Source organism: Pseudarthrobacter sp. efr-133-R2A-89 (genome assembly GCF_030209315.1).
Classification (GTDB): domain Bacteria; phylum Actinomycetota; class Actinomycetes; order Actinomycetales; family Micrococcaceae; genus Arthrobacter.
Map to the genome: position 1 here is coordinate 353,488 of NZ_JARVSE010000010.1, position 13,883 is coordinate 367,370.

14 protein-coding genes are annotated in these 13,883 nt (G+C 65.5%); 7 read left to right on the forward strand and 7 right to left on the reverse strand.

Features of this window, described 5'->3' with window-relative positions; genetic code table 11:
• Positions 1 to 12: 12 nt before the first annotated feature.
• Positions 13 to 894, reverse strand: coding sequence for an SGNH/GDSL hydrolase family protein (locus QRM95_RS17425; RefSeq protein WP_285248730.1), 882 nt, complete (start codon positions 892 to 894; stop codon positions 13 to 15).
• A gap of 273 nt (positions 895 to 1,167) precedes the next feature.
• On the opposite strand from QRM95_RS17425, the gene typA reads away from it, so the two are divergent.
• Positions 1,168 to 3,096, forward strand: a complete 1,929-nt coding sequence (gene typA, locus QRM95_RS17430; protein WP_018760321.1) for a translational GTPase TypA — start codon at positions 1,168 to 1,170, stop codon at positions 3,094 to 3,096.
• 114 nt (positions 3,097 to 3,210) lie between these two features.
• On the opposite strand, the gene QRM95_RS17435 is transcribed toward typA, so the two are convergent.
• A complete protein-coding gene (locus QRM95_RS17435) occupies positions 3,211 to 3,447 on the reverse strand; it encodes a putative acetyltransferase (RefSeq protein ID WP_285248731.1) in 237 nt (78 codons plus the stop codon).
• Positions 3,448 to 3,583: 136 nt separating this feature from the next.
• Between QRM95_RS17435 and fdxA the strand changes: the two genes are divergently transcribed.
• From fdxA to QRM95_RS17450, 3 genes are all read left to right on the forward strand, one after another.
• On the forward strand, positions 3,584 to 3,910 hold the full coding sequence (gene fdxA, locus QRM95_RS17440) for a ferredoxin (RefSeq protein WP_009356972.1): 327 nt from the start codon (positions 3,584 to 3,586) through the stop codon (positions 3,908 to 3,910).
• Between the two features lie 14 nt (positions 3,911 to 3,924).
• Positions 3,925 to 5,076, forward strand: a complete 1,152-nt coding sequence (dapC, locus tag QRM95_RS17445) for a succinyldiaminopimelate transaminase (protein WP_285248732.1) — start codon at positions 3,925 to 3,927, stop codon at positions 5,074 to 5,076.
• Positions 5,077 to 5,313: 237 nt separating this feature from the next.
• The gene (locus QRM95_RS17450; RefSeq protein ID WP_018760317.1) at positions 5,314 to 6,600 is read left to right on the forward strand and encodes a citrate synthase; all 1,287 of its coding nucleotides are present in this window, start codon (positions 5,314 to 5,316) and stop codon (positions 6,598 to 6,600) included.
• Positions 6,601 to 6,745: 145 nt separating this feature from the next.
• Here the strand turns inward: QRM95_RS17450 and galE are convergent, their stop codons facing one another.
• Positions 6,746 to 7,759 (reverse strand): UDP-glucose 4-epimerase GalE, encoded by a 1,014-nt coding sequence (gene galE, locus QRM95_RS17455; RefSeq protein ID WP_285248733.1) that lies wholly within the window; start codon positions 7,757 to 7,759, stop codon positions 6,746 to 6,748.
• A gap of 101 nt (positions 7,760 to 7,860) precedes the next feature.
• On the opposite strand from galE, the gene QRM95_RS17460 reads away from it, so the two are divergent.
• Together QRM95_RS17460 and QRM95_RS17465 are read left to right on the forward strand one after the other, a co-directional pair.
• Positions 7,861 to 8,466 carry a TetR/AcrR family transcriptional regulator gene (locus QRM95_RS17460; RefSeq protein WP_285248734.1) on the forward strand — a complete coding sequence of 202 codons (606 nt, stop codon included), beginning with the start codon at positions 7,861 to 7,863 and terminating at the stop codon, positions 8,464 to 8,466.
• Positions 8,467 to 8,581: 115 nt separating this feature from the next.
• On the forward strand, positions 8,582 to 9,193 hold the full coding sequence (locus tag QRM95_RS17465; protein WP_285248735.1) for a hypothetical protein: 612 nt from the start codon (positions 8,582 to 8,584) through the stop codon (positions 9,191 to 9,193).
• A gap of 10 nt (positions 9,194 to 9,203) precedes the next feature.
• Here the strand turns inward: QRM95_RS17465 and QRM95_RS17470 are convergent, their stop codons facing one another.
• Complete coding sequence (locus tag QRM95_RS17470; protein WP_285248736.1) at positions 9,204 to 10,061, reverse strand: transglycosylase SLT domain-containing protein; 858 nt, start codon at positions 10,059 to 10,061, stop codon at positions 9,204 to 9,206.
• Between the two features lie 7 nt (positions 10,062 to 10,068).
• On the reverse strand, positions 10,069 to 11,091 hold the full coding sequence (gene dapD, locus QRM95_RS17475) for a 2,3,4,5-tetrahydropyridine-2,6-dicarboxylate N-succinyltransferase (RefSeq protein WP_285248737.1): 1,023 nt from the start codon (positions 11,089 to 11,091) through the stop codon (positions 10,069 to 10,071).
• 51 nt (positions 11,092 to 11,142) lie between these two features.
• Here dapD and dapE point away from each other — a divergent pair, with 51 nt between their 5' ends.
• Complete coding sequence (dapE, locus tag QRM95_RS17480; protein WP_285248738.1) at positions 11,143 to 12,300, forward strand: succinyl-diaminopimelate desuccinylase; 1,158 nt, start codon at positions 11,143 to 11,145, stop codon at positions 12,298 to 12,300.
• A gap of 86 nt (positions 12,301 to 12,386) precedes the next feature.
• Here the strand turns inward: dapE and QRM95_RS17485 are convergent, their stop codons facing one another.
• Positions 12,387 to 13,238 carry an amino acid ABC transporter permease gene (locus tag QRM95_RS17485; protein WP_285248739.1) on the reverse strand — a complete coding sequence of 284 codons (852 nt, stop codon included), beginning with the start codon at positions 13,236 to 13,238 and terminating at the stop codon, positions 12,387 to 12,389.
• Positions 13,235 to 13,882, reverse strand: a complete 648-nt coding sequence (locus QRM95_RS17490; RefSeq protein WP_285248740.1) for an amino acid ABC transporter permease — start codon at positions 13,880 to 13,882, stop codon at positions 13,235 to 13,237. Before QRM95_RS17490 ends, QRM95_RS17485 begins: the two co-directional genes overlap by 4 nt.
• Position 13,883 lies beyond the last annotated feature (1 nt).

A 13,883-nucleotide genomic window follows, 5' to 3' on the forward strand; every position in this document is an offset into this window, starting at 1 on the left:
CCTTTTTATGCCTCAGTCCTGCAGTCCGCTGATGCCGCCGGTGACCGCCGCCAGGGAACCCTGGTCAGCGGCCGATGTCCGGTCCAGTTTCAACTCCCTGAGCCGTCGCTCAAGGATCCCGCCCAGGGCAACACGGCCGGCGGCGTTCATGTGGACGGAATCAGCCAGGTCCTTGGCGAGTCCGTAGCGGGTCAGCCAATCCCCGGCGGAAACAAATGGCAGGCCGTGGGCGGCGGCCACGGACCCCACCAAGGCGTCCACTTCGCTGCGTCGGCCGCCGCCGTCGTCCGCCCCGCGTGCCAACGTTCCGATCATTGCCATCCGAGTGCCGGGGTAGCGGGTTTTGAGATCGGCGATAAGCCGCCCGGCGTTGCGGACAATCTGGGTGTTGCTTGCCCCGGTGGCCGCGTCATTGCCGCCACCCTCGATGACGATCAGCGCCGGGCTGCCTGACGGGAGCAGCCAGTCCCCGCGCTCCAGGGCGTCAACGTAGTTGCCGGTGGCACCGTTTGCCGCGACGTACCCCGTGCCGCCCCGGCCGCAAAAATACACGTCGTACCCGGCAGCGGCGAGGCCCAGGCGCGGCCAGCCGTCCAGGGGTTCAGACTGGGAATCCCCGATCAGCAGGACAGTCCTGCTGATGTCCGGTACCACCGCCTCGAGCCGTCCGTTCCCGGCATTGAGCAGCCGGGACGTGGCTGCCACGTTGGTCTTCACGGCGGCGGGGGCCTGTCCACCGGACGCTGCGGCCCGCGACAGGGAACTGACCCCATCGCCGGCAGGCGCCCCGCACCCGGCGAGCCCCAGGACAGCGGAGGCTGCCAGGAGTCCGGACGCCACGACGGTGGCGGCACGGGTGGCGCCGTTGGGCGTGATGGCCGTGGCACGGGGCATCGTGGTCTCCGACTTGCTCTGAAGGTGGGGCTCTGCTTCAGAGCAATCATGCCACGCTCCCGGAAGTACCAGTGAATTTCGTCACACTTTTGCCGCTCCTGCCCTGCCACAGTGCACCCCGCGGACCCGTGGTCCCGCCGGATTTTAGGCCAACAAATGGCTCACCGGCTAGAATAGATGCAGGCGCCCTGTGCCAAGGGCCTTGTCCGTCGTGCGTTCCAGTTGGAAATGTCGCGATACAACAGCTGACTCCACTGAATCGAGCAATTACGCATGTCTGAAACCACCACCAACACCGCGGTGGCCACTGCATCCCGCAGTGACCTCCGCAATGTCGCGATTGTGGCCCACGTTGACCACGGCAAGACCACCCTGGTCGACGCCATGCTCAAGCAGACCAACTCCTTTGCCGAGCACAACCACCTCGAAGACCGCGTGATGGACTCCGGTGACCTTGAGCGTGAAAAGGGCATCACCATCCTGGCCAAGAACACCACGGTGGCCTACAACGGTCCGTCCTCCAACGGCGAGACCATCACCATCAATGTCATCGACACCCCCGGCCACGCCGACTTCGGCGGTGAGGTCGAGCGCGGCCTGTCCATGGTCGACGGCGTCGTGCTGCTCGTGGACGCCTCCGAAGGCCCGCTGCCGCAGACCCGCTTCGTGCTGCGCAAGGCCCTCGCCGCACACCTGCCGGTGATCCTGCTGGTCAACAAGACCGACCGTCCCGACGCCCGCATCGAAGAGGTCGTGCACGAGTCCATGGACCTGCTCCTGGGCCTCGCCTCCGACCTCGCGGACGAAGTTCCGGACCTGGACCTGGATAAGATCCTCGAAGTGCCGGTCGTTTATGCCGCAGCCAAGGTTGGCCGCGCCTCGCTCGAGCAGCCCGCCGACGGTACCGCTCCGGAGAACGAGGACCTGGAGCCGCTCTTCAAGACCATCATCGAGCACATCCCGGCCCCGACCTACAACCCGGAGGGTGTGCTGCAGGCGCACGTCACCAACCTCGATGCCTCCCCGTTCCTCGGCCGCCTCGCACTGCTGCGCATTTACAACGGCACCCTTCGCAAGGGCCAGACCGTTGCTTGGGCCCGCGCCAACGGTGAGCTTAAGAACGTCAAGATCACCGAACTGCTGGCCACCAAGGCCCTGGACCGCGTGCCGGCCGAATCCGCCGGCCCCGGCGAAATTGTCGCCGTCGCCGGTATCGAAGAGATCACCATCGGCGAGACCCTGACCGACGCCGAAAACCCGCAGCCGCTGCCGCTGATCACGGTGGACGATCCCGCGATCTCCATGACGATCGGTATCAACACCTCGCCGCTGGCCGGCAAAGTCAAGGGCGCCAAGGTCACCGCGCGCCAGGTCAAGGACCGCCTGGATAAGGAACTGATCGGCAACGTCTCCATCAAGGTGCTCCCCACCGAGCGTCCCGACGCCTGGGAAGTCCAGGGCCGTGGCGAGCTGGCGCTGGCCATCCTGGTGGAGCAGATGCGCCGCGAAGGCTTCGAGCTGACCGTCGGCAAGCCGCAGGTTGTGACCAAGCTCGTGGACGGCAAGATCCACGAGCCGATGGAGCACATGACCATCGACGTGCCCGAAGAATACCTGGGTGCCGTGACGCAGCTCATGGCCGCCCGCAAGGGCCGGATGACCAACATGGCCAACCACGGCACCGGCTGGTGCCGCATGGAATTCATCGTCCCGGCCCGTGGCCTGATCGGTTTCCGCACCCGGTTCCTGACCGACACCCGCGGTGCAGGCATCGCCGCCTCCATCTCCGAAGGCTACGAGCCCTGGGCCGGTCCCATCGAGTACCGCACCAACGGCTCGATGGTCGCCGACCGCGCCGGTGTTGTGACCCCGTTCGCCATGATCAACCTGCAGGAACGCGGCTCCTTCTTCGTCAAGCCCACCTCCGAGGTGTACGAGGGCATGATCGTGGGCGAGAACTCCCGCGCCGACGACATGGACGTCAACATCACCAAGGAAAAGAAGCTCACCAACATGCGTGCCGCTTCCTCCGACACCTTCGAGAACCTGACGCCGCCGCGCGAGCTGACCCTCGAAGAGTCCCTCGAGTTCGCCCGTGAAGACGAGTGCGTCGAGGTCACCCCGGAGTCCATCCGCATCCGCAAGGTGATCCTGGACACCAACGAGCGTGCCAAGGCCAACCGCGCCCGCGCCAAGGCATAACAACGCCTGAACGCCAAGAATGCCACCGGTACTGCGCCGGTGGCATTCTGCTTTAACAACCGTGCTGCGCGGCAATCCCGCGCTTGTTGCGCAGGGTCGGCGCGTCAGCGTCCTTCAACGGGCCGGGCGCCGCGGGGGAGCGGGTGGAACCTCCTTGGCCGCCACCACGCGTTCCAGGGGGATGACGACGTCGGCCCGGCGGGTGCGGATGGTGCAGGAACCGGCGTCGCATGCCAGCAAATGGCCCAGGGCGTCCGTCAGGCCTCCGTCTATCCGGTAACGTACGACGACGCGGGTACCCGTGGCCGCAGCGGTCAGGAACCGGGCGGGCGCGGCAGCAGGCAGACTCACCAGTTCATACTAGGGTGCCGGCTAGGTTCGCGGGAACGTGCTGGGAGATAATAGGCTCAGATGTCAAGAGTCCGGCCGTGCTGCCGGATGCAAGAACCGGCGGGTCGCCGGAACCCAACGTGGAGAGGCCAGGGACGTGACGTACGTAATCGCGCAGCCGTGTGTGGATGTTAAGGACAAGGCATGCATCGAAGAATGCCCCGTGGACTGCATCTATGAGGGCGAGCGTTCGCTGTACATCCATCCGGACGAGTGTGTCGACTGTGGCGCCTGCGAACCCGTCTGCCCGGTGGAAGCCATCTACTACGAGGACGACACCCCTGATGAGTGGGCCGACTACTACAAGGCGAACGTCGAGTTCTTCGATGACCTCGGGTCCCCGGGCGGCGCGGCCAAGATCGGCAACACGGGCAAGGACCACCCGATGATCGCCGCCCTGCCGCCACAGAACCAAGACCACTGACCCGGACGAGAGCCGTGACAGCAGCAGTAAATTCGTTTGGCCTGGCCCTGCCCGACTACCCCTGGGAGGCCATGGCGCCTTATCTGGCCAAGGCGTCCAGGCACCCCGGCGGGGCTGTCAACCTGTCGATCGGCACGCCGGTGGATCCTACGCCGGCACTGGTCCAAGACGCCCTGAAGGCGGCCTCCGATGCCCCCGGCTATCCCACCGTGCACGGAACCCCGGCGCTCCGTGACGCCGTCGCCGGCTGGTTCGAACGCCGGCGCGGAGTCTCCGGCCTGGATCCCCGCAACATCATGCCCACTGTGGGTTCGAAGGAACTCGTTGCGTGGCTTCCGCTGCTGCTGGGCCTCAAGCCCGGCGACGTCGTCGTCCGTCCCAAGGTGGCGTACCCCACCTACGACATCGGCGCAACCCTTGCCGGCGTCACCTCGGTGGCGACGGACAACCTGGACGAACTCGACGACGCCACGCGCGCCCGGGTACGCCTGATCTGGGTCAATTCCCCCGGCAACCCCACCGGCAGCGTGCGGGATGCGGAGTCCCTCAGGGCGCTGGTGGTCCAGGCCCGGGAACTGGGTGCCGTGGTGGCCTCGGACGAATGCTACGCAGAGCTTGGCTGGGGGGACTGGGACGTCCAGCGCGGCGGCCGTCGCGTACCCAGCATCCTTGATCCCCGGGTGGCGGGCGGTTCGCACCAGGGGCTGCTGGCCGTGTACTCGCTGAGCAAGCAGTCCAACCTGGCCGGCTACCGGGCGGCATTCGTAGCCGGCGACCCGGACCTGATGCCCAACCTGGTCAACAGCCGCAAGCATGCGGGCATGATCGTCCCTTACCCGGTCCAGGAGGCCATGCGGGTGGCACTGGGCGACGACGTGCACGTTGAGGCGCAGAAGGACCTCTACCGCGGCCGGCGTGAACGGCTGGTGCCCGCGCTGCAGGCGTTCGGCCTGGAGATCAAGGATTCCGATGCCGGACTTTACCTCTGGTCCACTGCCGGGGAGGATACCTGGGACACGGTGGACCGCCTCGCGGACCGGGGCATCGTGGTGGGCCCAGGCGTCTTCTACGGTGATGCCGGCAACGGTTTTGTCCGTGTTGCCCTGACCGGTACGGACGAACGCATCGACGCAGCGGTGGCCAGGCTGTCAGGAGCGGGTTCCTAGCAGCACGTAATATTCTTGTGACTCGTCCCACATCCGGGGCATTTTAGGCTGTATCGGCGGGCTCCGGATTAGTGACACCCGCCAAGGAGCGGTAGTTTTTAAGTGACTATCAATGGTGGCTTTCTACAAGAAGGCAGCCCGGGTGTTGGAACCTGTCTTCTCAGGATCAGTGCGCGGCTCACCTGATGTTGGATCAAGCTTTCGACAGAGGCCCAGACGCCTCATGAAGGGGACTCCATGACTGAGACCAACAATGCTGCGACCCTGCTCCATGCAGGTGGCGAGCTGAAGCTCCCGCGCATCCAGGTTGTTGAAGGGAACGAGGGTTACGACGTCTCCAAGCTGCTGAAGCAGACCGGCGCCGTGACGTTTGATCCCGGCTTCATGAACACCGCAGCAACCACCTCGGCAATCACCTACATCGATGGCGATGCGGGCATCCTGCGCTACCGCGGATACCCCATCGAGCAGCTGGCGCAGCACTCCAGCTTCCTTGAGGTGTCCTACCTGCTGATCTACGGCAACCTGCCGACGCCCACCGAGCTGGATGAGTTCGACCAGAAGATCCGGCGCCACACCCTGCTGCACGAGGAGCTCAAGGGCTTTTTCGGCGGCTTCCCGCGTGACGCGCACCCCATGCCGGTGCTTTCTTCCGCAGTTTCCGCGCTGTCCACGTTCTACCAGGACTCGCTGGACCCGTTCAACGCCGAGCAGGTGGAGGTTTCCACCATCCGCCTGATGGCCAAGCTGCCGGTCATCGCCGCCTACGCGCACAAGAAGTCCATCGGCCAGCCCATGCTGTACCCGGACAACTCAATGAACCTCGTGGAGAACTTCCTGCGCCTCAGCTTCGGCCTGCCGGCCGAGCAGTACGAGCTGGACCCGGTCATCGTCAAGGCGCTGGACCTGCTCCTGATCCTGCACGCGGACCACGAGCAGAACTGCTCCACCTCCACGGTGCGCCTGGTGGGCTCTTCCAACGCGAACCTTTTCGCCTCTGTTTCTGCAGGCATCAACGCCCTCTTCGGCCCCGCCCACGGCGGCGCCAACGAGGCCGTCCTGAAGATGCTCCGCCAGATCCAGGCCGAGGGCCTCAAGCCCGAGGACTACATGGAAAAGGTCAAGAACAAGGAAGACGGCGTCCGCCTCATGGGCTTCGGGCACCGGGTGTACAAGAACTACGATCCGCGCGCCAAGATCGTCAAGGCCACGGCCCACGAGATCCTCACCAAGCTCGGCGGCAACGACGAGCTGCTCGAGATCGCACTCCGCCTGGAGGAGAAAGCGCTCAACGACGACTACTTCATCCAGCGCAAGCTCTACCCGAACGTGGACTTCTACACCGGCCTGATCTACAAGGCCATGGGTTTCCCGGAGAAGATGTTCACGGTCCTGTTCGCGATCGGCCGCCTGCCGGGCTGGATCGCGCAGTGGCGTGAAATGATCAGCGACCCCAACACCAAGATCGGCCGCCCGCGCCAGCTGTACATCGGTGAGCCGGAGCGTGACTACCCGGCACGCTGACCTGCTGCCGGCAACGGTTGAAGGACGACGAAACGGCCGCCCACCTTTCACAGGTGGGCGGCCGTTTCGCGTTCTGCCTCGATCGACTGCTCCGTCCTTGTCGTTTTGAGAAGTCAGAACGACAAGTACGGAGCAATCGCCGGGTTCAGCTGGCGTAGCCCTGGGGGTTGTTCTTCTGCCACCGCCAGTGGTCCTCGCACATCTGGTCCACCGTCTTGGTGGTGGACCAGCTCAAATCCGCCAGCGCGGACGTGGCGTCGGCCCAGAACGCCGGCAGGTCTCCTGCACGGCGGCCGGTGATCTCATAGGGGATGGGCTTGCCGACGGCCTTTTCGAAGGAGCGCAGGACCTCCAGGACGGAGGAGCCCTTGCCGGAGCCCAGGTTCCAGCGGAAGACTCCGGTGCGGGCGGCAATGTGGTTCAGCGCAGCCACGTGCCCTTCGGCCAGGTCGACAACGTGGATGTAGTCCCGCAGGCAGGTTCCATCCGGGGTGTCGTAGTCGCCGCCGAACACCATGAGTTTCTCGCGCCGGCCCACGGCCACTTGGGCTATGAACGGAACCAGGTTGTTGGGGATTCCCTGGGGGTCTTCGCCGATCCGGCCGGACGGGTGGGCGCCCACCGGGTTGAAGTAGCGCAGGAGTGCTATGTGCCAGCGGGTGTCCGCTGCGCCAAGGTCCGAGAGGATGTCCTCGATCTGCTCCTTGGTGCGCCCGTAGGGGTTGTTGGCGCCGATCTCCATCTTTTCCACGTACGGAATGGGGTTGTGCTCCCCGTAGACGGTGGCGGAGGAGCTGAACACGATGGACCGGACGTCGTGCCGGTCCATGACGCGGATCAGGTTCAGGGTGCCCACCAGGTTGTTGTAGTAGTAGTTCAGTGGCTCCCGGACCGACTCGCCGACGGCCTTGAGGCCCGCGAAGTGGATCACGGCGTCGATGGCGCGGCCGGCAAAGACCTTTTCGACGGCGGCTTCGTCCACCAGGTCGACGTGGTGGAACTCGGCGGCCTTGCCGCTGAGCTCGGCAACCCGCCGCAGCGACTCTTCGCTCGAGTTGACCAGGTTGTCGATGACAACCACGTCGTGGCCGGCTTCCTGCAGGGAAAGAACAGTGTGGGAACCGATGTAGCCGGTGCCACCTGTAACCAAGATTTTCATGCCTCAACGCTATCCCACGGCGGGCGCCGGCCGCCCCTGCTTTCCGGATGGCGGGCGCGATGTGACACCCGGAAAGAAGCACAAGTGTGCTAATAAGGAGGGTGCCCAAAATTGTTGATGCAGATGCCAGGCGGCAGGACGTGGTCCAGGCGGTTCTCCGGATCATCGCCGTTGACGGGCTGGAACGCGCCTCGCTGCGTGAAGTGGCTGACGAGGCAGGCCTGGCGGTCGGCTCCGTCCGGCACTACTTCGCGGGAAGTGAAGAACTCCTCGCTTTCTCGTTCGGGGCGGTGGTGGACCGCATCGTCGCACGGCTCCAGCGACTGCTGCCCGCCGTGGACGGGGCCGTGCCGGGCAGCCCGGAACACCGCTGGGCCGTTTTAACCCTGCTGGGCGGATTGCTGCCGCTGGACCAGGACAGTGCGGTAGAGGCCTGCGCCTGGCTGGCCTTCAAGAACGCGGCGCGGATCAGGCCGTTCCTGGCCGCAGTTGCGGACCGCAGCCACCGGGAGGTCGCCGCCGTCGTCGGAACCGTGGTTGCGTCGCTGTTGCCGGACGAACCGCAGGACACCCTGGTGCTGGAGGCGGAGCGGTTGTTGGCTACCTTGGACGGCCTGTGCATGCACGCTTTGCTGCAGCCGGGTTGGATGACTGCGCAAATGTGCCGCGATGTCCTTGACCGGCACCTGGACAGTCTTGCCCGGTGACGCGTACCCGGAGCATGTCCGGCACTACCGCGGATGGCCTGCGGGAATAGACTGAAAGCCGGTACGCCGGACGGCACCATGATGTCCGGCGAAGGCGGCCAGGGAAGGACTTTGAATGCACCACGCAAGCGGTTCAGGATGGCAAATCACCACGGACACGTCCGGACCGATGATGATTGCGCTCTACGTCCGGGATGCGGCGGCCCTCAACGGCGTGGGCCGTCCGGTGCTGTCCCACACGGCTCCCAAGATCAGGTCCGCCGACCACACCCACCTGACCGCGGAGGTTGGTGGACTCAGCGCCCTGAAGACCGAATGGGAGGCCTGGTGGGAACAACTGCTCAAGGCACACCCGCAGACGGCGCCCGAACTCTCTCCACCGGATTTTGAGGCCTTCGGCAATTCCCCGGCCCTGCAGCGTGTCCTGCAGGCCCACTTCGGCTCAGCCCTCACCTGGGCCAGGGAACGCAGGAGCGAGTATGCCGAGCTGGAGGGGGAGCGGGTCGCCAGCGGCACCGATCAACTGCTTGCGGAGATGGTGGATGACAGGCTGATGGAAATCGGCCGCGATTCGCGGGACTTCAGCCTGACCATCATTGAACTGCCGCTGGACGAGCAGCGGGCGTGGTACCTGGAACCGGACAAGATCATCATGAGCCGGGAACTGATGGGCCAGCCGGAGCTGTTCCGCAGCTACGTCCAGCCGGTGCTGGAAATCCTGGTCTGACCGCGCAGGCTCACCCGCCGCCGTCGCCCTGCCGCAGAGTGATGCGTACCTGGCCGGCCGGCGTGGTGGAGTCCTGCCAGCCGTCGCCGCCTGAACGCTGCCATGCCCGCCCGGCAACATCTACGCGGGTCACTGCCAGGTCCTTGGCGTTGGCCACTGCCCACTGGGCAATGGACCACGCCATCGGTCCGTCGGCTTCCACCACCAGGGTGGCGCCGTCTGCCTGGGAATCCACACTGCCGTAGGCCTGCTCCAGTTCGGCCGCCACCGCGGCCGCGTCCCCTGCAGCGGTGGCCGAGCGCAGCGTGCACTTGACCCCCTCCGGTGTCTGGCCGGTCAGGCCGGAAGCAAACGCCCGCCCCATGTCCTCGTGCTGGGCGTAGGCCTCGGGATGGGCGGAGCGCTGCACCCGCTGGGCGGCGTCGGTGATGTCGAGCGTCTCGTAGCCTGGAATCTTCACCAATGCGTCATAGAAAGCGTTCACGGCGTAGTACGGGTCCATGATCTGCGCTTCGCTGCCCCAGCCCTGGGAGGGCCGCTGCTGGAAGAGCCCCCGTGAGTCCGGGCCGGCCTGGTCCCCGTGGCCGATGTTGCGCAGCTTGGACTCCTGCATGGCAGTGGCGAGGGCGATGGTGGCAGCGCGGGCCGGCAATCCACGCCGCACCGCCACGGCGGTGATGAGGGCGGCGTTGGCCGCCTGGTCCGGCGCCAGCTCACCGGTGCGGTTGCCCGCAGAGGCGGTGCAGCGTTCCGAAACGAGGGTTTCGGAACGCTGCACGAAGTACACCGCGGTATAAACGCCGCCCACTGCCAATGCGAGGGCAAGCAGCAGCACTGCCAGGCGGCGCAGGCCGCGTCTTCGTCCCACCCGCGGATCAGTTGGCGTGCAGGGCGTCGTTCAACTCAACGGTCTGGCCGGCGCGGGGGAGCGCCTCGACGGCGCCAGTGGTGGAGTTGCGGCGGAACAGCAGGTTGGGCACGCCAGAGAGTTCAGCGGCTTTGACGATCTTGGTGGTGTCTTCGCCGACCTCGTCCTTGGGGCCGGGGATGCGTACCCGGGTGCCTGCCGTGACGTAGAGGCCGGCTTCGACGACCGAGTCATCGCCGATGCTGATACCCACGCCGGAGTTGGCGCCGAGCAGCACACGCTCGCCGATGGTGATCTTTTCCTTGCCGCCTCCGGACAAGGTGCCCATGATGGATGCGCCGCCGCCGACATCGCTGCCGTCGCCGGTCACGACGCCGGCCGAAATACGGCCTTCCACCATGGAGGTCCCCAGGGTTCCGGCGTTGAAATTGACGAAGCCCTCGTGCATGACGGTGGTGCCGGCGGCCAGGTGCGCGCCAAGGCGGACCCTGTCGGCGTCGGCAATCCGCACACCGGTGGGCACCACGTAGTCCACCATCCGCGGGAACTTGTCGATGCCGAAGACGGTGACGGCGCCGCGCCGGCGGAGCCTGGCCCGGGTCAGTTCGAAGCCTTCGACAGCGGCGGGGCCGAAGTTGGTCCACACGACGTTGGGGAGCTTGCCGAAGATGCCGTCGAGGTTGATGGTGTTGGGCTTGACCAGACGGTGCGAGAGGAGGTGCAGGCGCAGGTAGGCGTCGGCGGTGTCCGCGGGGGCTTCATCGAGGTTGATCTGGACGAACACGACCTTCTGCTCGGTACCGCGGTCCTCGTCCGCGCCGTTCTCGGCAATGCGGGTCAGGGTCTCGTCGGCGTGCTCCACCGAGCGGAGGTTGGCGGCGGCGACACCAAGCGCCGGTGCCGGGAACCAGACGTCCAGGACACTTGCATCGCCGGTGGCGATGGTGGCGACGCCAAAGCCGTGGGCGGAACGGTCATCGGTGTCAGGGGTGAGGGTTTCGGGCACGGCAGAGGAAGCGGTCTCAGTCATGTGCTCCAGTCTATCGAGGGGCGGGCAGGGGGTTCGAACTAGACTGGCTTCGTGACTGCTGAAACCGCCCCTGACTCGTCCCTGTCCATCCTTGACCTGCACCAGGACGTGGCGTTGCTGACTGCAGCTGTAATGGACATCAACAGCGTGTCCGGCAATGAGAAGCAACTGGCCGACGCTGTGGAGGCCGCACTGGCTGGGATTCCCCAGTTGAGCGTGGTGCGTGATGGCGACTCCATCATCGCCCGCACCGACCTCGGCCTGGGCGAGCGCGTCATCCTGGCCGGACACCTGGATACCGTCCCGCTGCCCCTGACCGAGGGCTCCCGCGGCACGGTCCCCTCGACGTGGGACTCCGGAGTTCCGGGTGAGGGTGTCCTCTACGGCCGTGGCGCCACCGACATGAAGGGCGGCGTGGCGGTCCAGCTGGCTTTGGCAGCAGGCTTATTCGACGGCGGCCGGCAGCCCCGGCGCGACGTCACCTTCGTCTTCTATGACCATGAAGAAGTTGAAGCGGTGAAGAGCGGCCTGGGGCGCCTGGTCCGGAACCACGGCGACCTGTTGGAGGGTGACTTCGCCATCCTTCTGGAACCGACGGACGGCACGGTGGAAGGCGGCTGCAACGGGACCAGCAGGTTCGAAGCCAGCACTGTGGGGGAGGCTGCCCACTCGGCCCGCGCATGGATGGGCAGCAACGCCATCCATGCCGCAGCGCCAATCCTGGCCCGCCTCGCCGCCTATGAGCCACGCACCGTCAACGTTGACGGCCTGGATTACCGCGAAAGCCTTAACGCTGTGAAGATCAACGGCGGTACGGCCGGCAATGTCATTCCCGACCGCTGCGTGGTGGAGATCAACTACCGGTTCGCCCCGGACAAGACCCCGGACCAGGCGGAAGCCCACGTCCGTGAGCTGCTTGCCGGCTTCGACGTGGTCCGCACCGATGCGGCCGCCGGCGCAAGGCCCGGCCTTCAGCACCCGGCGGCCGCCTCCTTCGTCGCCGCCGTGGGAGCCGAGCCCAAACCCAAATACGGGTGGACCGACGTCGCCCGCTTCAGCGAGCTGGGTATCCCGGCGGTGAACTTCGGCCCTGGCGATCCTCTGCTGGCACACAAGGACAACGAACACGTCCACGCCGACGCAATCCGCGCCTGCCTCAGCACGCTGCAGGATTGGCTCGCCGGCCCGGACGGCGGCCTCCCGTCGTAGAAGCGCCCCTGGGCGGAACGTGAAACGGGGAAGGGCCCGGAACCGCCAGGTTCCGGGCCCTTCCCCGTTGCGTTGCTGCCGTCTGGCTACACCTCGGCGGGAACTGCAGCCGCCGGTGTGACTGCTGCGCCGGGCTTGCGGGAAAGCCTGCGCTCCAGCCATTTGGCGAATGCGGCCAGGATCAGGCACATCCCCACATAGAGCACTGCGGCAACAATGGCCGCAGGGATAATTGGGGATCCATACTGGATCTGGCTGCCGAAGTACTTTGCCTGGAAGAGGATCTCGTTGTAGGTGACGATGAACCCAAGTGCGGTGTCCTTCAGGATGACCACCAGTTGGGAAATGATCACCGGAAGCATGGATCGGACGGCCTGGGGCAGCAGGATGCTGGTCATGACCTTGCTCTTGGGCAGGCCAATCGCGTATCCGGCTTCGCTCTGGCCACGGGGCAGTGACTCTATGCCGGCCCGGAAAACCTCGGCAAGGACGGAGCCGTTGTACAGCACAAGCCCGGCGACTACAGCGGTGAATGGCGTGATCCCCTGGACTCCGATGGTGGGCAGGCCATAGTAGAAGATCATCATGAGGATCAGCAGCGGAACGGCGCGGAACAACTCCGTGAAGCCGTAGCAGGGAGCACTGATCCAGCGGCGGTCGGACAACCGGCCAAAGGCCAGGAGTACGCCGAGGACCAGGCTCAGCACAGCTGCGGTGGCGAAAGCGGAGAGGGTGGCGCCGACCGATTGGGCAATGGTCTGCTGCACCAGCGGGAAGGTGAACAGCTGCCATTTCTTAGCATCGAACTGGCCGCTCTGGGCGAAACGCAAAACGACGAATCCGACGATCAGCAGTATCACCAAGGCCGTGACGACGCCCAGAATCCGGTACCGGGAGCGTGCCTTGGGGCCAGGGGCGTCAAAAAGGATTGAACTCATCGTGAGACCTTCCACTTTTGTTCAAGCTTTCGCTGCAGTGCGGAAAGGATGAAGACAAGGATGATGAACACCAGGGCCACCCAGAGCAGACCGGTCAGCGCGGGTTCACCGCGCTCGGAGAGGTTTGCGCGGATGGCGCCGGCTTCAAAGACCGAGAAGCCGGCGGCCACGGTGGTGTTCTTGAGCAAGGCGATGAACACGCTGAACATCGGCGGGATGACGGCGCGGAAAGCCTGCGGCAGGATCACGAGGGTCAGGGTTTGGGTGAACGGCAAACCGATGGCGCGGGCAGCCTCGGCCTGGCCTACGGGCACCGTGTTGATGCCGGAGCGGACCGCTTCGGCCACATAGGTGGCGGTGTAGAGGCTCAAGCCAATGATGGCGGCAGTCGTGAAGTCGATCGGAACCAGGCCCAGCTTCGGATACCCGAGGGCGAAGAAGAAGAGAACCAGCGTCAGCGGGGTGTTGCGCACCACGTTGACGTAGAGCGTTGCCGTTGCGCGCATGGCGGGAACGGGGGAGACCCGGAGCGCGGCGACGACGGTCCCGAGGACCAACGCGAAAATCGCGGAGAAGAAGAAAAGTATGAGTGTGTTCCGGAAACCCGTAATGAAGAGATCCGAATTGTTCAGCAGCGTATTCACA